The organism is Pantoea sp. X-Soil-TKNS-1279 (assembly GCF_059730565.1).
In genome coordinates, this window is sequence record NZ_AP035948.1 from 198005 (window position 1) to 222417 (window position 24413).

Sequence of the window (24413 nt, forward strand, 5' to 3'; positions counted from 1 at the left end):
CTACGGGGTACATCAGGACAGGGTTAATAACCAGTGCACATAAGACTGGAAATGGCTTTCCTGCTCCAGCAGCTCCGCCCTTAACGGATGCGCCTGCAACCAGCCCGGAGGCAACGTCAGATGCAGCGCATCATCATCCGCCTGCAAACGTACCGCCGGTAAGGTGTCGTCGCGACGACGGCTGGAGAAGATAATCGCCAGACGCAATAAACGGCACAGACGCTCAGCCAGACGCGGTGGCACCGCATTCTGCTGTGTCAGTAGCGCCAGATCGATGCTGCCGCTCTGGTTCTGTAACAGGCAGGCCAGCAGTTTTTTCTGGGCGGGGGTAAAGCCGGGAAGATCGAGATGGCGAATCAGGTAAGCGGCGTGCTGGGAAGCCTGGCGGAAATCAACACTCAGGCCAATTTCGTGAATCGAACAGGCGCTAAGCAGCAGATCGCGACATCGATGGTCCAGCTTCCATGCGGCGCTTACCTGACGGAAAAAGCTTTCAGCCAACTGGCGCACGCGTTCGGCCTGATCCACATCAATGGTAAAACGGCGCTGGACGTTTTGCAGAGTACGGCTGCGAATATCGCGATCAATGGGTTGATGCAGCATGCCATACACCAGCCCTTCGCGCAGTGCGCCACCGGCCAGCGTCATACTTTCGATATTCAGTTCCTGAAAGATGGCGATCAGGATAGACAAACCGCTGGGGAACACCAGCGCGCGCTCCAGGGTCAGCCCTTCAATCTCCAGTTCCTCGAGCTTGCCACATTGAATGGCACGCTGTTTCAACTGTTGCAGTTTGCTCAGGGTAATGCGTTCATCCATCCCCTGCGCCACCATAATTTCCTGTAGCGCCTGCACGGTGCCTGAGGCACCCACACAAATCTGCCAGCCTTTTTCGCGCAGTGCCGTCGCTACCGGGCGGATCATCTCACGCGCTGCCTGTTCGGCCTGAGCAAAGTTCTCCTTTGCCAGATGACGATCGCTGAAGTAACGCTCCAGCCAGGTGACGCAGCCCATCGACAGACTAAACAGCGTTGTCGCATGAGAACCCTCACCGGTCACCAGCTCGGTACTGCCGCCACCGATATCGACGACCAGACGCTGATCGGAGCCACCGGTGGTATGCGCCACACCCTGATAAATCAGGCGTGCTTCCTCTTCGCCACTGATGACGTTAACCGGGCAGCCAAGGATCTTTTCTGCGGTAGTGAGGAAGTCCTGCGCGTTGGCAGCAAGGCGCAGCGTGGCCGTCGCAACCACGCGAATCTGTTCAGGAGGAATGTCCTGGAGTTGTTCGGAGAAAAGTTTCAGGCACTGCCAGCCCCGTTGCATTGCTTCTGCCGAGAGCTGGCTCTCTTTGTCGAGACCCGCAGCCAGGCGCACCTTGCGTTTTATGCGCGCGACCGTCTGAATGCTGCCAGAGACTTCGCGCACCACCAACATATGAAAACTGTTGGAACCCAGATCAATCGCAGCATAAAGGGACGATGCGCTTAGCATGGTGTGCTTAACCCGAACGTTTACGGTTGTTGTTACGCGGTGCGCCACTGCGACGGTTGGTGTTATTGCCACCACGACGCGGGCCATTGCCTGAGCGGTTACGGGTCAAACGTTTCGGTGGTGGCAGGTCGTTCAACAGCGCTTCGCTATTGTATTTGCTCACCGGGATACCGTGGCCGATATACTCTTCAATGGCTGGCAGATTCAGCGCGTACTCTTCACAGGCGAGGCTGATGGAGTGACCGCTGGCACCCGCGCGGCCGGTACGGCCAATACGGTGCACGTAATCTTCACGATCGTCGGGCAGGTCGTAGTTAAATACATGGGTTACCGCAGGGATGTGCAGACCACGAGCAGCGACATCGGTTGCTACCAGAATATCAACATCACCTTTGGTGAAATCGTCGAGAATACGCAGACGTTTTTTCTGCGCTACGTCACCGGTCAACAAGCCAACGCGATGACCATCGGCGGCGAGATGGCCCCAGATGTCTTCACAACGGTGCTTAGTGTTAGCGAAGACGATGGCACGATCTGGCCACTCTTCTTCCAGCAGGGTTTGCAGCAGACGCATCTTCTCTTCGTTTGAAGGATAGAAGAGTTCTTCTTTGATGCGATGGCCGGTTTTTTGCTCCGGTTCCACTTCCACATATTCGGCGTTGTTCATATGTTCGAACGCCAGTTCACGCACACGCCAGGAAAGGGTGGCGGAGAACAACATGCTCAGACGTTGCGTCGCAGGAGGAACACGGCGGAACACCCAGCGGATGTCTTTGATAAAGCCGAGATCGAACATGCGGTCAGCTTCGTCCAGCACCACCACCTGAATCGCACCCAGGTTGATATGATTCTGTTTAGCGTAATCGATCAGGCGACCGGTGGTACCCACCAGAATATCCACGCCTTGTTCCAGCACTTTCAGCTGTTTATCGTAACCGTCGCCGCCATAGGCCAGACCCAGCTTCAGGCCGGTGGCCTGTGCCAGCGGTTCTGCATCGGCATGGATCTGTACCGCCAGCTCGCGCGTAGGTGCCATGATCAAGGCGCGCGGCTGATTCACCTGACGGCCTTCAGCCTCAGGATGCGTAAGAAGATGATGAAACGTTGACGTCAGGAACGCCATCGTTTTGCCGGTACCGGTTTGCGCCTGACCCGCGACGTCACGCCCTGAAAGCGTAAGAGGCAACGCGAGCGCCTGAATCGGCGTGCAGTTATGAAAGCCTTTCTTTTCAAGGGCTTCCACTACCTTTGGGTGCAGGGCGAAGTCGGAAAACTTCTGTTCTGTTAAGTGTGTTTTGCTCATAGTGTGGTAGAATATCAGCTTACTATCGCTTTACGAAAGCGTATCCGATGAAATAAAGTCAACCTACGTTGGTAAATATTACGCCAATTCGCCAGGCATAATCTTTGGAGTAAAACATGAGCAGCGATAAAATCGTTCACCTGACCGATGACAGTTTCGACACCGATGTGCTGAAAGCAGACGGTGTGACACTGGTAGATTTCTGGGCTGAATGGTGTGGTCCTTGCAAAATGATCGCACCGATTCTTGATGAAGTCGCAGAAGAGTACGACGGTAAGCTCACCATCGCCAAGCTGAACATTGACGACAACCCGGGCACCGCGCCGAAGTACGGCATTCGTGGTATCCCGACCCTGCTGCTGTTCAAAAACGGCGAGGTGGCGGCAACGAAAGTTGGCGCGCTGTCAAAAGGCCAGCTTAAAGAGTTCCTGAACGCTAACCTGGGCTAAGCCCGGCGCGGTGTTTCGTCCGCAGTGGCGAATTTTTTCTCCACTGCTGGACGTCTCCCTTTTAGCGTGATAAGTTGTCAATACTGCATTACGCACTTACCTTGTAGTTTGCATCTAAAAGATTTCCCTTGTCAGACCCTATTCGCATTGAACGTTTTCGTGGTTTGGCAATCTGACGGCTAGTACCCCTGGCAACATTATCGACCGTCTCCTCGCTTTCTATCGCCATCCCTGACGATATCCGTCGAGCAGAGTCGAAAAAGAGCCATTAAACAGGCATGGAATATTCGCCATACCATTCACGACAAACATTTCGAGAATTACCCCGAGTTTAAGAACCCATCACTATGAATCTTACCGAATTAAAGAATACGCCGGTTTCTGAGCTGATTACTCTCGGCGAAAATATGGGGCTGGAAAACCTGGCGCGTATGCGCAAGCAGGATATTATTTTCGCCATTCTGAAGCAGCACGCGAAGAGTGGCGAAGACATCTTCGGTGATGGTGTGCTGGAGATATTGCAGGATGGATTTGGTTTCCTCCGTTCCGCAGACAGCTCCTACCTCGCCGGTCCCGACGACATCTACGTTTCTCCCAGCCAAATTCGCCGCTTCAACCTCCGCACAGGTGACACCATCTCCGGTAAAATCCGCCCGCCGAAAGAAGGTGAGCGTTACTTTGCCCTGTTGAAGGTGAATGAAGTTAACTACGATAAGCCGGAAAACGCGCGTAGTAAGATTCTGTTCGAAAACCTTACGCCGCTGCACGCTAACAGCCGTTTGCGTATGGAGCGTGGTAATGGTTCTACTGAAGACCTGACAGCGCGTGTTCTGGATCTGGCTTCACCGATTGGTCGTGGTCAGCGTGGCTTGATCGTGGCACCGCCGAAAGCCGGTAAAACCATGCTGTTGCAGAACATCGCCCAGAGCATCGCCTACAATCACCCGGATTGTGTGCTGATGGTGCTGCTGATTGACGAACGTCCGGAAGAAGTGACCGAGATGCAGCGTCTGGTTAAAGGCGAAGTTATCGCATCAACCTTCGACGAACCGGCTTCCCGCCATGTGCAGGTTGCGGAAATGGTGATCGAGAAAGCCAAGCGCCTGGTTGAGCATAAAAAAGACGTCATCATTCTGCTCGACTCCATCACCCGTCTGGCTCGCGCCTACAACACCGTGGTTCCGGCCTCAGGTAAAGTACTGACCGGTGGTGTGGACGCCAACGCCCTGCATCGTCCGAAGCGTTTCTTCGGTGCGGCGCGTAACGTGGAAGAGGGCGGCAGCCTGACCATCATCGCTACTGCGTTGGTTGATACCGGTTCGAAGATGGACGAAGTGATTTACGAAGAATTTAAAGGTACCGGCAACATGGAATTGCACCTTTCCCGTAAAATTGCGGAAAAACGTGTGTTCCCGGCGATCGACTACAACCGTTCCGGTACCCGTAAAGAGGAACTGCTTACCACCTCTGAAGAGTTGCAGAAGATGTGGATCCTGCGCAAAATCATTCATCCGATGGGTGAAATCGACGCGATGGAGTTCCTCATCAACAAACTGGCAATGACCAAAACCAACGACGAATTCTTCGATATGATGAAGCGTTCCTGACGTGTCAGTGGCGAAAAGTCTCTCAGACAGACTTTTCGCACAAATTGCCAGGATTTATCGCCAACGCCACGTCTTAACGTGGCGTTTTTTATTTTCGGGCATTAGGATTATGCGAGCCGGGAGTATTGATAATGACTGTGGCGGGGGTGCTGGTTTTTTAACCAAACGCGCACCTCTGGAGCAGAATTAGGACTAAGGATGAACGGCAAAGGCAAAAAGTTCGCCTATTGTTGTCCACGATTTTAGCTGAGAGCGTTAATGTGAATTTACTCACTATGAGTACTGAGCTTGGTTTAGTTTTTCTGTTTTCCTTAGCGTTCCTGTTTTTTGCTCGCAAAGTGGCTAAAAAAATCGGACTGGTTGACACGCCAAACTCCAGAAAACGCCATCATGGAGCGATTCCGCTCGTCGGCGGGATTTCCGTCTATGCGGGGATCTGCTTCGCGTTTCTCATTTCGAATTACTATCTCCCACATTCTTTGTTGTACCTCGGCTGCGCCGGGGTGTTGGTGTTGGTTGGCGCGCTGGACGATCGCTTCGATATCAGCGTGAAAATCCGTGCTACGGTGCAGGCTACGGTCGCGGTAGTGATGATGGCCGGAGCCAAACTCTATCTGCTTAGCCTCGGTTTTATTATCGGTCCGGTCGAACTGATTGTCGGGCCGTTTGGCTATGTACTGACGCTGTTTGCCGTTTGGGCGGCAATTAACGCCTTCAATATGGTGGATGGGATTGATGGCCTGCTGGGCGGGCTGTCGTCAGTCACCTTCGGTGCGATGGGGATCATTCTTTACTTTGACGGGCAAACCAGCCTGTCAATGTGGTGCTTTGCCATGATTGCCGCCACCCTCCCCTATATCCTGCTTAACCTTGGTTTCCTCGGACGGCGTTATAAAGTGTTTATGGGTGATGCAGGCAGTACCATGATTGGTTTCACCATCATCTGGATCCTGCTGGAAACCACCCAGGGATTAAGTCATCCGATAACCCCGGTCACCGCGTTGTGGCTGATTGCCATTCCCCTGATGGATATGGTTGCCATCATGTATCGCCGTCTGCGCAAAGGGATGAGCCCATTTTCTGCCGATCGCCAGCATATCCATCATCTGATCATGCGTGCGGGTTTTACGTCACGACAGGCGTTCCTATTGATTACCGTGGCGGCGGCGATTCTGGCGGGTATTGGTGTCCTCGGTGAGTATTTGGCCTTCATCCCGGAGTGGGTGATGCTGTTGTTATTTTTGTTGGCATTTTTCTTCTATGGCTATTGCCTGAAGCACGCCTGGCGTGTAGCGCGCAAAGTTCGCCGAATCAAACGTCGCTGGCAAAGCGTTGGCGATGATAAGAAATAAATCAGTACCCAGAAAAGGATCCCTTGTTATGACCTCTGGAGTTGTGGAGAACGAACTGGATATTCGCGGCCTGTGCTGTACGCTATGGCGTGGTAAACGCTGGATCGTTGGTCTGGCGTTGCTGTTCGCGTTGCTGGCATGGCTGGTGTCTATGCTGATGAAACAGACATGGAGCACCACGGCGATCACCGATCGACCCACCGTCAACATGCTGGGGGATTACTTCGTCCAGCAGCAACTGCTCAAAAACCTTGATGTGCGTAACAACACGCTAAATCTCAGCTCGCCTGGGCCAACGGTCATGGATGATGTCTACCAGGAATTCATCATGCAACTGGCATCATGGGACACTCGGCGGGATTTCTGGTTGCAGACCGACTACTATAAAAGTCGCAAAAGCGGTAACGCCCACAACGATGCGGCGTTACTTGATGATCAGATCAACAATATTCAGTTCACACCTGCCGATCCGGCTCACAATACGCTGAACAGCGTCAGGCTGGTGGCCGAAAGCGCCAGTGATGCCAATAACCTGCTGCGACAGTACATTGCTTACGCCAGCGAACGGGCCGCGCGCCATTTGAACGCGGAGCTGAAAGGTGCCTGGCAGGCGCGAGCCGAACAGTTGCAGGCGCAGGTGAAGCGTCAGGAAGATGTGGCACAGGCGGTATTTGCCCGGCAGCGTCAGCGTATTGAGCAGGCGCTGAAAATCGCCAGCCAGCAAGGTATCAAAGAAAACCGCGCGGCGGTGACGGGTGAAACGCTACCGGACAGCGACCGCTTCCTGCTGGGGCAGCAAATGTTGCAGGCGCAGCTCGATACCTTGCAGGCCAGCGGTCCGGCGTACGATTTAAGCTATGATCAAAACAGAGCAATGTTGAGTACATTGCAGGCCGGGCCGCGTGTGGATAAACAGTTTCAGACCTACCGCTATCTGCGTACACCAGAAGAACCGGTGAAGCGTGATAGCCCACGTCGGCTGTTTATGATGATCATGTGGGGCGTCATCGGCGCGCTGGTGGGAGCGGGGGTTGCATTGGTGCGCCGTCCGCGCCCGATGTCACCAACGAGTCATTGAGAGAAGCCGCGTGAAAGTTCTGACCGTATTTGGTACTCGTCCTGAGGCAATCAAAATGGCACCGCTGGTGCAAGCGCTGGCCCAGGACTCGGCGTTTGAATCGCGCCTGTGCGTCACCGCCCAGCATCGTGAAATGCTTGATCAGGTGCTTCGTTTGTTCAATCTGCAACCCGACTATGACCTCAATATCATGCGACCGGAGCAGGGGCTGACGGAAATCACCTGCCGTATTTTGCAGGGCATGAAAACCGTATTGGCTGATTTCCGTCCCGATGTGGTGCTGGTACATGGCGATACCACCACGACGCTGGCTGCCAGCCTGGCGGCGTTTTATCACCAAATCCCGGTAGGGCATGTGGAAGCCGGTCTGCGAACCGGGAATCTGATGTCGCCCTGGCCGGAAGAGGCTAACCGTACCCTGACCGGGCACCTGGCAAGTTATCACTTCACGCCAACACAAAACTCACGAGAGAATTTGCTGCGCGAAAATCTGCCGGAACAGCGGATTTTCGTCACCGGCAATACGGTGATTGATGCTTTGTTTTGGGTGCGCGATCGCGTACTGGACGACGCCGATCTGAATGCCCGGCTGACGGCGCATTATCCGTTCCTTGACCCGGAGAAAAAGCTGATTCTGGTCACCGGGCATCGACGGGAGAGTTTTGGCGACGGTTTTGAACGCATTTGCAGCGCGCTGGCGCAGATTGCCCGTCGGCACCCGCAGGCGCAGATCGTCTACCCGGTGCACCTCAATCCGAATGTCAGCGAGCCGGTCAATCGTATTCTGAGCGGGATTGAAAATATCGTATTGATCGAGCCGCAGGAGTATCTGCCATTTGTCTGGTTGATGAACCGCGCATGGCTGATCCTCACGGATTCTGGTGGTATTCAGGAAGAGGCACCGTCACTTGGCAAACCGGTGTTGGTAATGCGAGACACCACCGAACGCCCGGAGGCGGTTGCTGCTGGCACGGTCAGGTTGGTGGGTACGGATATTGATAAAATTGTGGCAGAAGTCAGCCTGTTGCTGGACAACGATGAAGTCTGGCAGGCGATGAGCCATGCGCACAATCCTTATGGCGACGGCCAGGCCTGCGCGCGCATTTTGCAGGTTCTTAAAAATCATAGAGTTTAACCATGAGTTTTCAAACCATTTCCGTTATTGGACTGGGTTACATTGGGCTGCCGACCGCAGCCGTTTTTGCCTCTCGGGAAATTAAAGTGGTGGGCGTTGATATCAATGCCCACGCAGTCGAAACCATCAATCGTGGTGAAATTCACATTGTTGAACCGGAACTCGACAAGGTGGTCCACGAGGCCGTGCAGCGCGGTTTTCTGCGCGCCACGACCCAGGTGGAAGCAGCCGATGCCTTTCTGATTGCGGTTCCCACGCCTTTTATCGGTGATCACCAGCCGGATCTCAGCTATGTCCAGGCGGCAGCGTCTTCTATCGTTCCGGTATTAAAAGCGGGCGATTTAGTGATTCTCGAATCCACTTCCCCGGTTGGGACGACGGAACAGCTGGCCGCCTGGCTGGCGGCTGCGCGTCCGGACTTGCGTTTTCCGCAGCATGGTGAGGCACCCGATATCGCCATTGCCTACTGCCCGGAGCGCGTGTTGCCTGGCAAAGTGATGGTGGAGTTGATTGAAAACGATCGCGTGATCGGTGGCATGACACCCGCTTGCTCCGCGCGTGCCAGCGAGTTGTACCGCATCTTCCTGCGTGGCGAGTGTGTAGAAACCCACGCGCGCACGGCGGAGATGTGCAAGCTGACAGAAAACAGCTTCCGTGACGTTAATATCGCGTTTGCCAATGAACTGTCACTGATCTGCGCTGAACAGGGAATTAATGTCTGGGAACTGATTGCGCTGGCGAATCGCCACCCACGCGTCAACATTCTGCAACCCGGCCCTGGTGTGGGCGGTCACTGCATTGCTGTCGATCCCTGGTTTATCGTGGCACAAAACCCGCAGCAGGCGCGTCTAATCCGCACCGCGCGAGAAGTCAACGATGCCAAACCGCTCTGGGTTTTGGATCAGGTGAAGCAGGCGTTAGCCGAATGCCTGACCGCCAGTGGCAAACGCGCCAGCGAAGTGAGTATCGCCTGCTTTGGCCTGGCGTTTAAACCCAATATTGATGACCTGCGTGAAAGCCCGGCCATGACCGTGGCAGAACTGATTGCCGATTGGCACAGCGGCGCCACCTGGGTAGTTGAACCGCATATCAACACGATCCCTAACCGCCTGGCGGGTAAAGCTACGCTGGTAACGACCACCGAGGCACTCCAACAGGCTGATATTTTGGTGATGCTGGTTGATCACACGCCGTTCCGCGCCATTGATGCCGCGCAGGTCACGCAAGCGTGGATTGTCGATACTAAAGGAGTTTGGCGATGAAACACTTTCTGGTCAGCGACGATGTCCATCTGTGTCAGCATTAACCCACTGCCGTGGGAGAGTGGCTTTTTTAGCCTGAATACCGCGCGCCTTGAAATCGATGGCGACACACCGCTGGCGCACGCATTGCAGCAGCCCTGTGGCTTGTGGCAAATCAAGGTCGCGGCTGAACGCAACGATGTGATCGATGCCATCAGCCAGCACGGTTTTCAGTTGGTGGAAGGGGAAGCCGATCTCGCCATCAATATCAAACGTACCGAGCGGCAAACTGGCGTGCGCATCGCGCGTGAAGCGCAGATCCCGGCATTGCGTGCCGCCGCCGGAGTGGCGTTTCGTCTGAGCCGCTTTCGTACCCCGTGGTTTAAGGCGGATGACAGCAGCCGTTTCTACGCACAGTGGATTGAGAACGCAGTACGCGGCACGTTTGATAACCAGTGCCTGATTGCTTGCGATGAACAGGGCGAATTGCAAGGTTTTGTCTCGATACGCGAGCAGGACGGTGATGCGCGCATTGGGCTGCTGGCGGTGTTGCCGGAAGCGCAGGGTAAGGGTATCGGCCAGCGCTTGCTGCTGTCGGCCGCTGACTGGGGGCGGGTGCGCCAGCTTAATCGGCTACGTGTTGCTACCCAACTCAGCAATCTGACGGCGATGCGTCTCTATTTACGCAGCGGTGCACGGCTGGAAAGCACTGCTTACTGGTTCTACAGGAACGCACATGATCCCATTTAATGCGCCCCCGATCGTGGGCAGCGAAATTGAATATATGCAATCGGCGATGGCCAGCGGCAAGCTCTGCGGCGATGGCGGCTTTACCCGGCGTTGCCAGCAATGGATGGAGCAGCATTTCGGCAGCAAAAAGGTTCTGCTGACGCCTTCCTGCACGGCCTCGCTGGAGATGGCTGCGTTGCTGATTGATATCCAGCCCGGCGATGAAGTGATTATGCCGAGCTACACCTTTGTATCCACGGCCAATGCCTTTGTGCTGCGTGGTGCCACAATCGTGTTTGTGGATGTGCGTTCCGATACATTGAACATCGACGAAACCCTGATTGAAGCGGCGATCACCGAGAAAACCCGCGCTATCGTGCCAGTTCATTACGCCGGTGTGGCCTGCGAAATGGACACCATTATGGCGCTGGCGGCAAAGTATCAGCTTTACGTGATTGAAGATGCAGCGCAGGGGGTGATGTCAAACTACAAAGGGCGTGCGCTTGGCACCATCGGTCATATTGGTTGTTTTAGCTTCCATGAAACCAAAAACTACACCGCAGGTGGTGAAGGCGGAGCTACGCTGATTAATGACGCAAAAATGGTCGAACGTGCCGAGATAATCCGGGAAAAAGGCACCAATCGTAGCCAGTTCTTTCGCGGCCAGGTGGATAAATACACCTGGCGCGACATCGGCTCCAGCTATCTGATGGCGGATTTACAGGCCGCGTATCTCTGGGCGCAGCTCGAAGTGGCCGAGCGTATCAATCAGCAGCGCCTGCGCCTGTGGAATAACTATTATGCGGCGCTTCAGCCGCTGGCGGCTGCCGGACGCCTTACCTTGCCGGTGGTGCCAGGCGACTGCCGCCACAACGCGCATATGTTTTACATCAAACTGCGTGACAGCAGCGATCGTCAGGCGCTGATCAACTGGATGAAAGAAGCCGAAATTCTCACCGTTTTTCATTACATCCCACTGCATTCATCACCGGCGGGCGCGCGTTTTGGCCGCTTCCACGGCGATGATGTTGTCACCACCCGTGAGAGCGAACGTTTGCTGCGTTTGCCACTGTTCTTCAATCTGTCGGACAACAATCAGCGCACGGTGATCAATTCCCTGTTGAGCTTCTTTGCCTGATGTCACTCGCTAAAGCCTCGGTGTGGACCGCGTCGTCCACGCTGGTCAAAATTGTTGCCGGGTTGCTGGTGGTCAAATTGCTGGCCGTCAGTTTCGGCCCGGAAGGCGTCGGCCAGGCCGGAAACTTCCGTCAGCTGATTACCGTGCTCGGCGTGCTGGCCGGTGCCGGCATATTTAACGGCGTGACCACCTATGTGGCGCAATTTCAGCAGCAACCCGCGTCGCTACGGGCTGTCACCGGAACGGCATCCGCGCTGGTGCTTGGCTTCTCCACGCTACTGGCGGTGGTGTTTTTGCTGGCTGCGGCACCAATTAGCCGGGCGTTATTCGGCCACGATCATTATCAGGGCGTGGTACGCATCGTGGCATTTCTCCAGCTTGGTATCGCTTGGGCGAATCTGACGCTGGCATTGTTGAAAGGTTTTCGTGATGCACGCGGTAACGCGTTGGCGCTGATTGCCGGTAGCCTGATTGGCGTGGTGGCATATGCGCTGTGCTGGTGGATCGGCGGTTACGCCGGAACATTGGTTGGGTTAGCGCTGGTGCCTGCGCTGGTGGTGATCCCAGCGCTGATGATGTTGCGACGTCATCAGGAGGTGTTGCCACTACGTTGGTTAAAACCGGTCTGGGAGCCGGAACTGGCGCGCAATCTGGCGAAGTTTACCCTCATGGCGCTGATCACCTCGGTGACGCTGCCGGTGGCCTGGGTGTTGATGCGAAACCTGCTGGCGCAACAGCAAGGCTGGGCGCAGGTCGGGTTGTGGCAAGGTGTCACCAGCATTTCTGATGCGTATCTGCAATTTATCACCGCCACCTTTAGCGTCTGGCTGTTGCCAACCCTGGCCCGGCTGGAGCATAAGCCACAGATTGCGAGGGAAATTTTGCGCGCGCTGCGCTTTGTTTTGCCCGCGGTGGCGGCTGCCAGCTTCTGCGTCTGGTTATTGCGTGATGTGGCTATCTGGCTGCTTTTCTCCACAAAGTTCGCCGCGATGCGCGATCTGTTTGTCTGGCAACTGTGTGGTGACGTGTTCAAAGTCGGTGCCTATGTCTTTGGTTACCTGGTTATCGCTAAAGCGTCGCTGCGTTTCTATATTTTGACGGAAGTCAGCCAGTTCATCTTACTGATGGCGTTTTCCCACTGGTTGATTCCGCTACATGGGACGGTCGGTGCCGCACAAGCCTACATGGCGACCTACATTTGCTACTTTGCGCTCTGCTGTGGCGCCTTCACCCTTTATTGCCGAAGAAAATGACGTTAACTCATGTGCTGGGATCGGATATCCCCCATCATAATCACACCGTGCTGCGCTTCTTTAATGATGTGATCAGCGCGCAACTGCCGCAGGATACGCCTCGTCGATTTATGGTGGTCACACCAACGCCAGACGCATTACAGGCTTATCAGGCATTGCAAATTGAAACCTTTCCCGACAAGCGGGCGCTGGCACGGGCGGTGATCAACCGTGCGACAGACCGGCAGCAGCGCTTCTTTTTCCACGGGCAATTTAATCCCGGGCTTTGGCTGGCGTTGTTGAGTGGCAAACTGCGACGCAACCAGGCGTTCTGGCATGTATGGGGCGCAGATTTATATGAAGAGGGCAGCGGTCTGAAGTATCAGCTGTTCTATCTGCTGCGGCGTCTCGCCCAAGGACGTATGGCGCGCGTGTTCGCGACACGCGGCGACCTGTACCATTATCAGCAACGGCATCCGCGGGTGCCGACATCTTTGCTTTATTTCCCGACACGGATGCCGGAATGTGCCGTGCCTGTTGCGACAGAGCCGCATGATTTTACCGTGTTGTTGGGTAATTCGGGCGATCGCAGCAATCGCCATATCGCGGGTTTGCAGGCGATCAAGTCACAGTTTGGTGACCAAATAAAGGTGGTGATACCGCTTGGCTATCCCGCTAATAATGATACATATATTAACGAAGTCGCTACTGAAGCCGCGTTACTTTTCCCCAATGGGCAGGTTACGCTGTTGCGCGATAAGATCGATTTTGACGCCTATCTTGCGCTGCTCAGCCGTTGCCACCTGGGTTATTTTATGTTTGAACGCCAGCAGGGGATTGGTACCCTCTGCCTGCTGATTCAGGCTGGCATTCCGTTTGTTCTCAGCCGCAAAAACCCGTTCTGGCGCGATCTTAGTGAGCAGGGATTACCGGTGTTGTTCAGCGACGATGCTCTGGACAGCGCTCGGGTCGCAGAGGCACAGCGCCAGCTGATGCAGTGCGATCCTGCCTCCATCGCATTCTTTGCCCCCGGCTATCTGGCAGGGTGGCGCGAGGCACTCACTCTGAGTGAAACGGAGAACTTATGACCCTCTTGCAGTTCAGCGGTCTGCTGGTGGTGTATTTGTTCTCGCTGGGTTTTATCCTGACTCTGACCTGGCGGGAATTTAAACGGGTGCGTTTCAACTTCCACCTGTTCTTTACCATTCTGTTTTTACTGACATTTTATTTTGGCTTTCCACTGACCAGCATTCTGGTGTTCCGCTTCAATATGGCGGTGGTGCCCGCAGAATTTCTGTTGCAGGCGCTACTGGCTGCCACCAGTTTCTATGCCATCTATTACGTGAGCTACAAAGTCCGTTTGCGTCCGGCCACTCGCGTGCCGCGCAAACCCTGGTTGCAGATGAACCGGGTGGAAACCCATCTCACCTGTCTGCTGTTGGCGCTGGTGGCAATCGGCACCGTAACGGTTTTTTTCCTGCATAATGGCCTGCTGCTGTTCCGGCTGACGGCCTATAACCAGATCTTCTCCAGCGAAGTCTCCGGTGTGGCGCTAAAACGCTTCTTCTACTTCTTCATCCCGGCGATGTTGATTCGTTACTTTCTCAACCCGACACTGCGTCAGTGGCTGCTGTTTTTGCTGGTTTCCGTGGCTTTTGGCCTGCTGACCTATGCGTTGGTGGGGGGCACGCGCGCGAACATCATCATCGCCTTTGCGTTGTTCCTGTTTATCGGTATTACCCGCGGCTGGATCACGCTGTGGATGCTGGCCGCTGCGGGGGTGCTGGCGATTGGCGGCATGTTCTGGCTGGCGCTGCGACGTTATAACCTCGATGTGATGGGGGATGAGGCGTTTTACACCTTCCTATATCTGACGCGCGATACCTTCTCTCCGTGGGAGAATCTGGCGTTGTTGTTACAGCATTACGACAAAATCTCGTTTCAGGGCTTGGCCCCAATGTGGCGTGATTTTTACGTATTTATTCCCAGCTGGCTGTGGCCGGGACGTCCGTCGATGGTGCTGAACAGCGCTAACTACTTTACCTGGGAAGTGCTCAATAACCACTCCGGGCTGGCGATCTCGCCAACGTTACTTGGGTCGCTGTTGGTGATGGGTGGCGTGTGGTTTATTCCGCTGGGTGCCGTTGCGGTGGGCCTGTTAATGAAAGGCTTCGATACGCTTTACGCGCGTGGTCGTCATGAGACTAATCGTTATAACGGGGCCATTTTGCAAAGTTTTTGTTTTGGTGCGGTGTTTAACATGATCGTGCTGGCGCGTGAAGGGCTGGATGCCTTCGGTTCACGCGTGGTGTTTTTCTGCTTTATTTTTGCCGCCTGCTTATTGGTGGCGAAGTTGCTTTACTGGCTGCTGGATCGTGCCGGATTGATCCGACAACGCGGTGAGCCGGTGTTACCCAGCCCTTTTTAACCTCCGGGGACAACAGGAAAACGTTTGACGTTGAATACGATAAAAAAAGAGGAGCCGCGTTATTCGCTACGCGGTATCGATCTCTACGCTTTTCAGGATGGGGCGTCCTTTCTCGACTTTCTTCTGCCTGACGAGAAGCCGCGCAGTGGCACGCTGGTGGCGATCAATGCCGAAAAGATGTTGACGCTGGAAAGCGATGCACAAGTCCGTGCGTTGATTGAGCAAGCCGAATTTAAATATGCCGATGGCATCAGCATTGTGCGTTCGTTACGCAAGAAATATCCGCAGCTACGGGTAAACAGAATTGCCGGAGCCGATTTGTGGGAGGCATTGATGGAACGTGCTGGCCGCAGTGGCATCCCGGTCTTTTTGATTGGCGGTCGTGACGCCGTGTTGCAGGAAACTTGCGAAAAACTACGCCGTCAGTGGCAGGTGAACATTGTCGGCAGCCAGGATGGCTATTTTACCCCGGATGAGCGCGAGGCGTTATTTACGCGTATTGCTGCCAGCAAAGCGCAGATTGTGACTGTCGCGCTGGGATCGCCGCGTCAGGAGTTGCTGATGCGTGATTGCCGCGCCCATTGGCCCGACGCGCTGTATATGGGGGTAGGTGGCACCTACGATGTGTTTACCGGACGGGTGGCGCGCGCGCCCCGTAGCTGGCAAAAACTTGGGCTGGAATGGCTGTATCGCTTGATTCGTCAGCCTTCGCGCTGGCGACGCCAAATAAAGTTGCTGAAATATTTAGGCTATTACTGGCGCGGCGATCTCTGATATTGCTGATTAATGCAGCAATTTCTGCTTGGGGCAGGCATAAAGTGCAGTATTTATCGACGGAATGCACAAAGCGTAACCAAACGCGTTTTTTTATGAAAAAAGCACTGGACAGTCTGGTATCAGGTCCGTAGTATGCACATCCGCAACGGCGCTACGCGCCCGTAGCTCAGCTGGATAGAGCGCTGCCCTCCGGAGGCAGAGGTCTCAGGTTCGAATCCTGTCGGGCGCGCCATTAAGTTTGTGCGCAAGAGCTTCGGTGGTTTTAAATACCGCGTTAGGCAGTAAAAAGATTTATGGTGGCTATAGCTCAGTTGGTAGAGCCCTGGATTGTGATTCCAGTTGTCGTGGGTTCGAGTCCCATTAGCCACCCCAGATTTTGCTGGGACATGCGAAGGTGGCGGAATTGGTAGACGCGCTAGCTTCAGGTGTTAGTGTCTTAACGGACGTGAGGGTTCAAGTCCCTCTCTTCGCACCAGGCAAAATATTAAGATAAAAAAAATCGGCGAGTAGCGCAGCTTGGTAGCGCAACTGGTTTGGGACCAGTGGGTCGGAGGTTCGAATCCTCTCTCGCCGACCATCTTAATATGAAAAACAACCTGCTAAGAGCAGGTTTTTTTTCGTCCGTAGAAAAGTGATTTCATGCCATTGTCTCTGTTCTGAGACATGCAACTTAATGATTTATATGTATTTTACATATCCTTGCATTGCCTGTCGCTCAGCGGAGACAATCTGAAGCTGGTTTGTCGCTGTTTCCCGACATCATCGTTTGGCTTTACCATACCTGTTAAAATAAGCGTTTGATAAATATAGATTTAATTTTTCATCTGCAAACCTGGCACGGCTTGTGCAATAATATCTTCGTAGATGCTCATTCCACCTCTTATGTCTGCTGATGCTGCATAAACCTGGGAATGATGCAGAGCCCCTTACGGTATCCGTTGTCCAGCCAGGCAGCATCGCGCAAGCCTTACTGCAAACCCGGACATTACGTTGAGTCGGATACCATCAGTTGTCTTACCGACCTGATCTTACACCTGCCTCTGGCAGGTGTTTTTTTATCTGCAAAATCTACGCGATAAATCGCGCCGCTACGCATCACATACATTCTGTATTGGCGTGATTTATCTCGCCTGATGATAGAATTTGGCGAAAAAAAAGCCGGGCAAGCCCGGCGTGCACAAAAATAACAATCGAGAAATCAGGCGCTGGGGTTGTTCTTCAACGTCAGCAGGAGCCCTTCACGACGCATCTTCGCCGCTTCTTCCGGCCGGTGCATGCGATCGTAGACATCCGCCAGCCATGCGTAATCAAACGCATCGGGACGCTGCGCCAGCGCCTGCTGGAAGGCTTCTGCTGCCTGCTGCCACTCGCCGTGACGCATCAGCATCTGGCCCAACGTGCTGTGCAGCAGCGGTGTTGCGCCATGCTGTTTAATTTGATTGCGCAGCGCTTTCTCCAGCGACTCTGGATCGCCGCTTTTGATACGCGGCATCAGCAGCACCAGACGATCGTCGTACTGGCGCTTCAGCCCATCCAGCACGATAGCTTGCGCGGTATCCGGGTCATCGCACTCAATCAGATGCTCCGCCATTGCCACCTGCAACGCAGTTTCCTGACGGGTTTTACGGCTCTGATTTTGCCACCAGCGTTTCAGGCCATCGCTGCCCTGGTCGGCCATCGCCTGATTCATCAGGCCCAGCCATGCTTGCTGCTGGAGCGCTGCGCGCTGGGTATCATCGTTGATCTGCACTTTTTGCATCGAGGGCAGGATATCCAGCAGCGCGCCCCAGGCACCCGTACGGATATAGGCCTGCTCAGCCAGACGTAACACTTCAGGGTGACGTGGTGCCACTTCCAGCAAACGGTCGATGCCATGACGGGCGGCGTGGTCTTCATTGCGCGCCAGTTGCAGACGAACTCGGGTAATCTCCACCGGAATGGTGTCATTTTGCGACAGCTCGGCGGCACGTTCCAGATGCTGGTTAGCGCGAAGCTCGTCGCCACGCTGCTGCGCTGCTTCTGCCGCCAGCAGATAGTTAGCGACTGGCTGGTCGGCGTGATCGGCATCTTTCGACAGCAGTTTCTCAACTTGCTTGTAATCGCCTTCTGCCAGCTTCATCAGCGCGGTTTGAGTATGACGCTGCGCGCGACGACGCTTACGACCGGTAAACCAGCCACGGGTACGTGCGCCGGTACGGAACAGACGGCGCAGTACCCACTCAACGAACAGAATCACCAGCAGGCTGAGGATCAGGATGATGGCCAGGCCGGTAACGCTGGTTTCAATGTTCCAGTTGTCGGTCTGGATCAGCACATAACCCTGATGACCGGCCAACATTGGGCCGAGCACCACACCGGCGATCAACAGCAGAAAAAGTACCAATACTTTTAGCATGCTTAGCCTCCCTGCTGGTCAGCCGCAACCGATGGCTGCGCCAACAGATTACGCACGCGGGTTTGCATCAACTTATCCAGCAGTTGCTGGCTTTCCAACGAATCAGGGACATCCATCGAGATACTTTGCTGGCTCAGCTCGTCCAGCTGATCAAGGAAGGCTTTGGTCGCGGCATCATTGGTATCATACCAGGCACGTACCCAGGTGGAGACGGCATCAATCGATTGTTTGTAGATTTCGTCCTGATGGCGTGGCACGGCCTGGGCGGCGATCAGCAGACGCGAACGGATATTTTCTCGCAGATAGACATCCTGGTTAGGCGCCAGCAGCGGCTGCGCGGTGTTATCGCGGCGGCGGATGGTGATAAAGCCGTCCATAAAGTTGTGCCAGCTTTTCACCAGATTCTGCCGCCATTCATGCAGTGAGCTGGAAAGCTCGCCGCTGTCGGCATCCATCGGCGAATCGTCGTTGTCGTTATCTGCCAGTCGCAGGTTATCCACGCCGTTCGACAGTTGGTTCAGCTTGAGGATGATGCCGTCGTAATCGACCTGGCTGACGGCTGAAAGCGAGCTGATATCCTGAGTCAGGGCGCGACGTACATTCATTACGCTCGGATCATTCATTTCCGCGAGGCTGGTGTCTGCGCTTTTCAGCAACGCCGCTGCGGTGGTGACATCCTGATCGCTCCACAGCTTACGCCCCGCCAGTTTGACCAGATAATCGGCCTGCGCCAGCAGCCAGGTGCGGGTATCGTTACCCGAAATAGTGGCGACTTTTTGCCGTAAGGCTTCCAGCTCTTTGGCGCTGGCGTCTTGTTGGTTACGTGCTTCCTGCAAGGCGCTGTTGGCGCTTTCCAGTTGCTGCGTCAGCTGTTGTTTATCGCTGCCCAGTTGCTGTTGCAGTGCGCTAAGTTGCTCACTCAGATTCTGGTTAGTCTGAGCCTGTAAGTCGGCCTGGTGTTTCCCATTCAGGTAAAGGCCCGCGCCAATCGCCAGCGCAATCACAATCGCCACCGCACCCAGCACCTTGCCATCGCGTTTGTTGTCGCGCGGTGATTTTTTAGCTGGAGGAGTAGCGTTGTCGCCCGCTGGTGTGGTTTCGTCAACCACGGCGGAGGAGGCTTTTTGTTCCGTCATTGCGGCTCATCCCAATGTTAAGTTCAGCGTAACGCACGCAGCAGCGCATCGTTATCGGCACCATCGGCTACATCAATATCCTGCCAGCCCAGTGTGGCTGCCAGGGTAGCCAAACGTTCACTGACGACCACCAGCCGACAGTGTAATAACCATTCCCGTCGATCGATTGGCGGAAACAGCGCAAACAGTTGTTGTAACATTTCACCGCTGGTCACCACCAGCGTGGTAATTCCGCGATCGCGCCAGCGACGCCCCTCAACGGCACCGTCATAGGTTTTTTCGCAACGTTGGTAGCATTCGCAGTAACGCACATCGGCACCGCGTTCCGTCAGGGTATCTGCCAGCAACTCACGACCGGGACTGCCGCGCAGAATTAAGGCACGTTTGCCGTTCACCTGTTGTAAACGGTTGAGACGCACCAGTTCTTCGCTGGTTTCCCGCGCATGAGGATAGTCTACTTTCAGATTACTGACGGTATGCAACGCCAGCGCGGTGCTGCGGCCAATGGCGTAGTAATCAAGATGCGTGGGCCAGGCGAAGCCCTGACTTTGCAACGCCGGGTGGGCAAAGGTCACCACCTGTTGTGACAACAAGAACACCAGGTCACCGGGTTGCAGTGCGGCAAGTTGTTGTGGCAAGTGAACAATATCGCGACCCGGTGTGAACTCAATCAGCGGTAAGATCCACGCCAGTTTCCCCTGGGTTCGCAAACGTGCGACCAGTTCACTGGCTGCTGGCTCGGGACGGGTCACGAGAATGGTCATGCAGGCGGCTGCCCCTGATAAACCTCACGCAGAATCTCGCGTGCGCCATTTTCCAGTAGCTCTTCCGCCAGCGAAATACCCATCTGCTCCGCCTGATCACGCGAGCCACGACGTTCGCCGGTGATCATCTGGCTGCCATCTGGTGAACCCACCAAACCACGCAGCCACAGCTGATCGCCTTCCAGCACCGCAAAGCTACCAATCGGTACCTGACAGCCGCCTTCCAGACGGGTGTTCATGGCGCGTTCAGCGCGCACGCAAACCGCGGTATCGCCGTCATTCAGCGCCTGGAGCAGGGCGATCAGTTCGGTATCGTCAAGGCGGCATTCAATGCCGACTGCACCCTGACCGACGGCCGGTAATGAGATTTCAGCGGGTAACGCGAAGCGGATGCGCTCTTCCAGGCCAAGACGCTTAAGGCCCGCAGCAGCCAGAATGATGGCGTCATACTCCCCGGCATCCAGTTTGCCCAGGCGGGTGCCGACATTGCCGCGCAGCGAGCGAATCACCAGGTCGGGACGGCGTGCGCTGAGCTGGCACTGACGGCGTAAGCTTGAGGTGCCGACGACCGCGCCCTGCGGCAGTGCATCGATAGAATCGTAATGATTGGAGACAAAGGCGTCGCGCGGGTCTTCGCGCTCGCAGATGGTGACCAGACCGAGTCCTTCAGGGAAATCTACCGGCACATCTTTCATCGAATGCACGGCGAGGTCGGCGCGATTTTCCAGCATCGCCAACTCCAGCTCCTTGACGAAAAGCCCTTTTCCCCCCACTTTAGCCAGCGGCGTATCAAGGATGACATCACCTTTGGTGACCATTGGCACCAGCTCTACGCGCAGACCAGGGTGCGCCGTCATCAGGCGTTGCTGGACATATTGTGCCTGCCAGAGTGCGAGGGGACTTTGTCTTGTAGCAATTCTGAAAATTTTGTCTAACATGCTGTTAACCGTTTTGATCGTTCATCGAATATCCTACCATCGATAGGGGAATGCTGTCAGTTTCAACGGATTGAAAAGACCCTGATGTCAGATTTCGCCGCGATCACCGGGGAATAATCTGAGGTCATAGTCCGAAAACGCAGGGGTTAGTTCGGAACGTGCTAAACTGTTAAGTAGCGCAACTTTCTTTACGGTCAATCTGCCAGGTGTTAGATTGATCACGTTTCCAGCAATAATTTGCCCGATATCTTTATTATTAAGTGGCAGGTTTCGGAAACAGGGTGCTTAACACTGGGACAATCAGGCGAAACGTCTTGTACCTCTACATTGAGACACTGAAACAGAGACTGGATGCTATCAACCAGCTGCGTGTAGATCGCGCGCTGGCTGCGATGGGGCCTGCTTTCCAGCACGTCTACAGTCTGCTGCCAACATTACTGCATTATCATCATCCGCTGATGCCGGGTTACCTTGAGGGTAACGTTCCACATGGCATCAGCTTTTACACGCCTGATGAAAACCAACAACAACTGTTGCAGGATCTGGCGGGTAAACAGCCGCTGCATCTCAGCACTGGTGCCAAAGGCGAAATGCCGATCACCGGCATCTACTCAATGGGCAGCACCTCCTCTGTCGGCCAGAACAGCGTCTCCGATCTTGATATCTGGGTTTGTCATCAATCCTGGTTGGATAATGAAGAGCGCCTCAACCTGCAACGTAAATGTACCTTGTTGCAGAAATGGTGCGTCTCAATGGGGGTGGAAGTCAGCTTCTTCCTGATCGATGAGAACCGTTTCCGTCATAACGAAAGCGGCAGTCTCGGAGCAGAAGATTGCGGCTCGACCCAACATATTTTGCTGCTGGACGAATTTTACCGTACCGCTGTGCGTATGGCCGGTAAACGTATCCTGTGGAACATGGTGCCCGGTGAAGAGGAGCATCATTACGACGATTACGTCATGTCGCTGTACGCCCAGGGCGTACTGACACCGAACGAATGGCTTGATCTTGGTGGCCTCGGCACCCTGTCAGCCGAAGAGTATTTTGGTGCCAGCCTGTGGCAGCTGTATAAAAGCATCGATTCACCGTACAAAGCGGTGCTGAAAACGCTGTTGCTGGAAGCCTATAGCTGGGAATATCCCAATACCCAACTGCTGGCGATGGACATCAAGCAGCGCCTGCACGACGGCGAAATTGTCTGCTTCGGTCTTGATCCCTACTGCATGATGCTGGAACGCGTGACGCGTTATCTCACCAGCATTGACGATTTGGCGCGTCTTGATCTGGTGCGTCGCTGCTTCTACCTCAAAGTATGTGAAAAACTCTCCAGTGAAGAGAGCCATCACCGCTCCGGCTGGCGCCGCGAAATCCTGTCGCAGCTGGTGAAAGAGTGGGGCTGGGACGACGAGAAGCTGGCGGTGCTGGATAACCGCGCGCAGTGGAAAATCGAGCGCGTGCGTGAAGCGCACAATGAATTGCTGGATGCGATGATGCAGAGCTATCGCAACCTGATCCGTTTCGCACGCCGTAACAATTTAAGCGTCAGCGCCAGCCCGCAGGACATCGGCGTGCTGACGCGTAAACTGTATGCTGCCTTTGAAGCGCTACCCGGCAAGGTGACGCTGGTGAACCCGCAGATTTCGCCCGACCTGTCGGAAGATAATCTGACCTTTATTCACGTCCCGGCTGGTCGCGCCAATCGCGCAGGTTGGTATCTGTATAACCAGTCGCCGGACATGAGTTCCATCATCAGCCATCAGCCGCTGGAATATAACCGCTACCTGAACAAACTGGTGGCGTGGGCGTGGTTTAACGGTTTGATGACCAGCAAAACCCGGCTGCATATCAAGGGCAATGAACTCTGCGATCTGCCGCGTTTGCAGGAGCTGGTGAATGATGTCTCGCATCATTTCCCGCTGCGCGTACCGGCACCGACGCCAAAAGCGCTCTACAGCCCGTGTGAAATTCGACACCTGGCGATTATCGTTAACCTCGAACACGATCCCACCTCCGCGTTCCGCAATCAGGTGGTGCATTTCGATTTCCGTAAACTGGACGTGTTCAGTTTCGGTCAGCAGCAGCAATGCCTGATTGGCAGCATCGATCTGTTGTACCGCAACTCGTGGAATGAGGTGCGTACGCTGCACTTCAGCGGTGAGCAGGCGATGATCGAAGCGCTGAAAACCATCCTTGGCAAAATGCATCAGGATGCTGCCCCGCCGGATACGGTAGAGGTGTTCTGCTACAGCCAGCATCTGCGCGGCCTGATTCGTACCCGCGTCCAGCAGTTGGTGTCAGAATGCATCGAGTTGCGTCTTTCCAGTACCCGTCAGGAACCGGGCCGCTTCAAAGCATTGCGTATGGCGGGCCAGACTTGGGGGCTGTTCTTTGAACGCATGAGCGTGTCGGTGCAGAAACTGGAAAATGCGGTCGAGTTCTACGGCGCGATTTCCAATAACAAGCTGCATGGACTGTCGATTAAAGTGGAGTCGAACCAGACGCCGCTGCCACCGGTGGTCAACGGCTATGCCAGCGAAGGCATCATTCAGTTTTTCTTTGAAGATACCAATGATGATCGCGGCTTCAACATTTATATCCTCGACGAAACCAACCGCGTTGAGGTGTACCATCATTGCGAAGGCAGCAAAGAAGAACTGGTGCGTGACGTCAGCCGTTTCTACTCGTCATCGCATGACCGTTTTACCTACGGTTCCAGCTTTATCAACTTCAACTTGCCGCAGTTCTATCAGATTGTGAATGCTGGCGATCGCTTCCAGGTGATCCCCTTCCGCAGTCAGACGCTGACGCAGCTGTGCGCCACACAGCCTGACAACGACAACGGCGATTTCCAGCCGCGTTATCAAATGCACTGATCCTGCCCGCGCTCGCGTGGCAGGTGTCGGACCTGTAACGTGTTTGCCGGTATTTCCTGTTGCTTTTACAACGTCAACTGCGATGATAAGCATCCAGGAAAGGACAGAAAGAGCAGACAGAATGAGACAAATGATACGTCAGCTGGGAATGGCGCTGGCACTGGTCGGCTTAGCAGGCTGTGGTCTGAAAGGCCCCTTATATTTTCCGCCTCCGGAACAACTGAAAAAAACCAATACCCAGCCCACTGAACAGCAGCAGCAAGCAGCGAAAAGTGCGGATGTGGGTGGTTTAGTTACCGACAAACAAGGCATGCAGGGGAATTAATCTCCCATGAGTAATC

Annotated in this window: 20 protein-coding genes and 4 tRNA genes; 18 read left to right on the top strand and 6 right to left on the bottom strand. The window is 54.7% G+C overall.

Annotated elements, in window-relative coordinates:
* Positions 1-12 precede the first annotated feature (12 nt).
* Entirely contained in the window at positions 13-1497 is a 1485-nt protein-coding gene (ppx, locus tag AC6I8N_RS00880; RefSeq protein WP_497829852.1) for an exopolyphosphatase, read from the bottom strand.
* A 7-nt stretch (positions 1498-1504) separates the two neighbouring features.
* A complete protein-coding gene (gene rhlB / locus AC6I8N_RS00885) occupies positions 1505-2800 on the bottom strand; it encodes an ATP-dependent RNA helicase RhlB (protein WP_021183774.1) in 1296 nt (431 codons plus the stop codon).
* A 116-nt stretch (positions 2801-2916) separates the two neighbouring features.
* Between rhlB and trxA the strand changes: the two genes are divergently transcribed.
* The 16 genes from trxA (at position 2917) to AC6I8N_RS00965 (ending at position 16543) form a co-directional block, all read left to right on the top strand.
* Positions 2917-3249 (top strand): thioredoxin TrxA, encoded by a 333-nt coding sequence (gene trxA, locus AC6I8N_RS00890; protein ID WP_021183775.1) that lies wholly within the window; start codon positions 2917-2919, stop codon positions 3247-3249.
* Between the two features lie 347 nt (positions 3250-3596).
* Entirely contained in the window at positions 3597-4856 is a 1260-nt protein-coding gene (gene rho, locus AC6I8N_RS00895; RefSeq protein WP_021183776.1) for a transcription termination factor Rho, read from the top strand.
* Between the two features lie 275 nt (positions 4857-5131).
* Positions 5132-6208: a UDP-N-acetylglucosamine--undecaprenyl-phosphate N-acetylglucosaminephosphotransferase gene (gene wecA, locus AC6I8N_RS00900; RefSeq protein WP_497829853.1), complete on the top strand. Its 1077-nt coding sequence runs from the start codon at positions 5132-5134 to the stop codon at positions 6206-6208.
* A gap of 28 nt (positions 6209-6236) precedes the next feature.
* Entirely contained in the window at positions 6237-7286 is a 1050-nt protein-coding gene (wzzE, locus tag AC6I8N_RS00905; protein ID WP_497829854.1) for an ECA polysaccharide chain length modulation protein, read from the top strand.
* Positions 7287-7296: 10 nt separating this feature from the next.
* Complete coding sequence (wecB, locus tag AC6I8N_RS00910) at positions 7297-8421, top strand: non-hydrolyzing UDP-N-acetylglucosamine 2-epimerase (protein ID WP_497829855.1); 1125 nt, start codon at positions 7297-7299, stop codon at positions 8419-8421.
* Positions 8422-8423: 2 nt separating this feature from the next.
* Positions 8424-9683 carry a UDP-N-acetyl-D-mannosamine dehydrogenase gene (gene wecC / locus AC6I8N_RS00915; RefSeq protein ID WP_497829856.1) on the top strand — a complete coding sequence of 420 codons (1260 nt, stop codon included), beginning with the start codon at positions 8424-8426 and terminating at the stop codon, positions 9681-9683.
* Between the two features lie 21 nt (positions 9684-9704).
* Positions 9705-10412, top strand: a complete 708-nt coding sequence (gene rffC, locus AC6I8N_RS00920) for a dTDP-4-amino-4,6-dideoxy-D-galactose acyltransferase (protein WP_208724535.1) — start codon at positions 9705-9707, stop codon at positions 10410-10412.
* On the top strand, positions 10399-11529 hold the full coding sequence (gene rffA / locus AC6I8N_RS00925) for a dTDP-4-amino-4,6-dideoxygalactose transaminase (RefSeq protein ID WP_497829857.1): 1131 nt from the start codon (positions 10399-10401) through the stop codon (positions 11527-11529). Before rffC ends, rffA begins: the two co-directional genes overlap by 14 nt.
* Positions 11529-12782 carry a lipid III flippase WzxE gene (gene wzxE, locus AC6I8N_RS00930; RefSeq protein WP_497829858.1) on the top strand — a complete coding sequence of 418 codons (1254 nt, stop codon included), beginning with the start codon at positions 11529-11531 and terminating at the stop codon, positions 12780-12782. The genes rffA and wzxE overlap by 1 nt, the downstream gene beginning before the upstream one ends.
* Positions 12779-13849, top strand: a complete 1071-nt coding sequence (wecF, locus tag AC6I8N_RS00935) for a TDP-N-acetylfucosamine:lipid II N-acetylfucosaminyltransferase (protein ID WP_415175039.1) — start codon at positions 12779-12781, stop codon at positions 13847-13849. Before wzxE ends, wecF begins: the two co-directional genes overlap by 4 nt.
* Positions 13846-15189, top strand: a complete 1344-nt coding sequence (wzyE, locus tag AC6I8N_RS00940; RefSeq protein ID WP_497829859.1) for an ECA oligosaccharide polymerase — start codon at positions 13846-13848, stop codon at positions 15187-15189. Before wecF ends, wzyE begins: the two co-directional genes overlap by 4 nt.
* A 24-nt stretch (positions 15190-15213) precedes the next feature.
* Positions 15214-15963: a lipopolysaccharide N-acetylmannosaminouronosyltransferase gene (gene wecG, locus AC6I8N_RS00945; protein WP_497829860.1), complete on the top strand. Its 750-nt coding sequence runs from the start codon at positions 15214-15216 to the stop codon at positions 15961-15963.
* A gap of 158 nt (positions 15964-16121) precedes the next feature.
* Positions 16122-16198 (top strand) — tRNA-Arg (locus AC6I8N_RS00950).
* Between the two features lie 64 nt (positions 16199-16262).
* A tRNA-His gene (locus AC6I8N_RS00955) sits at positions 16263-16338 on the top strand.
* A 16-nt stretch (positions 16339-16354) separates the two neighbouring features.
* Positions 16355-16441, top strand: a tRNA-Leu gene (locus AC6I8N_RS00960).
* Between the two features lie 25 nt (positions 16442-16466).
* Positions 16467-16543 (top strand) — tRNA-Pro (locus AC6I8N_RS00965).
* 621 nt (positions 16544-17164) lie between these two features.
* On the opposite strand, the gene hemY is transcribed toward AC6I8N_RS00965, so the two are convergent.
* The 4 genes from hemY to hemC are packed head-to-tail and all read right to left on the bottom strand — an operon-like array spanning position 17165 to position 21199.
* Entirely contained in the window at positions 17165-18361 is a 1197-nt protein-coding gene (gene hemY / locus AC6I8N_RS00970) for a protoheme IX biogenesis protein HemY (protein ID WP_415174103.1), read from the bottom strand.
* A gap of 2 nt (positions 18362-18363) precedes the next feature.
* Complete coding sequence (gene hemX / locus AC6I8N_RS00975) at positions 18364-19497, bottom strand: uroporphyrinogen-III C-methyltransferase (protein WP_021183788.1); 1134 nt, start codon at positions 19495-19497, stop codon at positions 18364-18366.
* 23 nt (positions 19498-19520) lie between these two features.
* On the bottom strand, positions 19521-20261 hold the full coding sequence (gene hemD / locus AC6I8N_RS00980) for a uroporphyrinogen-III synthase (protein WP_021183789.1): 741 nt from the start codon (positions 20259-20261) through the stop codon (positions 19521-19523).
* Positions 20258-21199, bottom strand: coding sequence for a hydroxymethylbilane synthase (gene hemC / locus AC6I8N_RS00985; RefSeq protein WP_497829861.1), 942 nt, complete (start codon positions 21197-21199; stop codon positions 20258-20260). The genes hemD and hemC overlap by 4 nt, the downstream gene beginning before the upstream one ends.
* 314 nt (positions 21200-21513) lie before the next feature.
* On the opposite strand from hemC, the gene AC6I8N_RS00990 reads away from it, so the two are divergent.
* Both AC6I8N_RS00990 and lptM read left to right on the top strand, forming a co-directional pair.
* Positions 21514-24072 carry a class I adenylate cyclase gene (locus AC6I8N_RS00990; protein WP_021183791.1) on the top strand — a complete coding sequence of 853 codons (2559 nt, stop codon included), beginning with the start codon at positions 21514-21516 and terminating at the stop codon, positions 24070-24072.
* 121 nt (positions 24073-24193) lie between these two features.
* Positions 24194-24397, top strand: coding sequence for an LPS translocon maturation chaperone LptM (gene lptM / locus AC6I8N_RS00995; RefSeq protein WP_497829862.1), 204 nt, complete (start codon positions 24194-24196; stop codon positions 24395-24397).
* Positions 24398-24413: the final 16 nt, after the last annotated feature.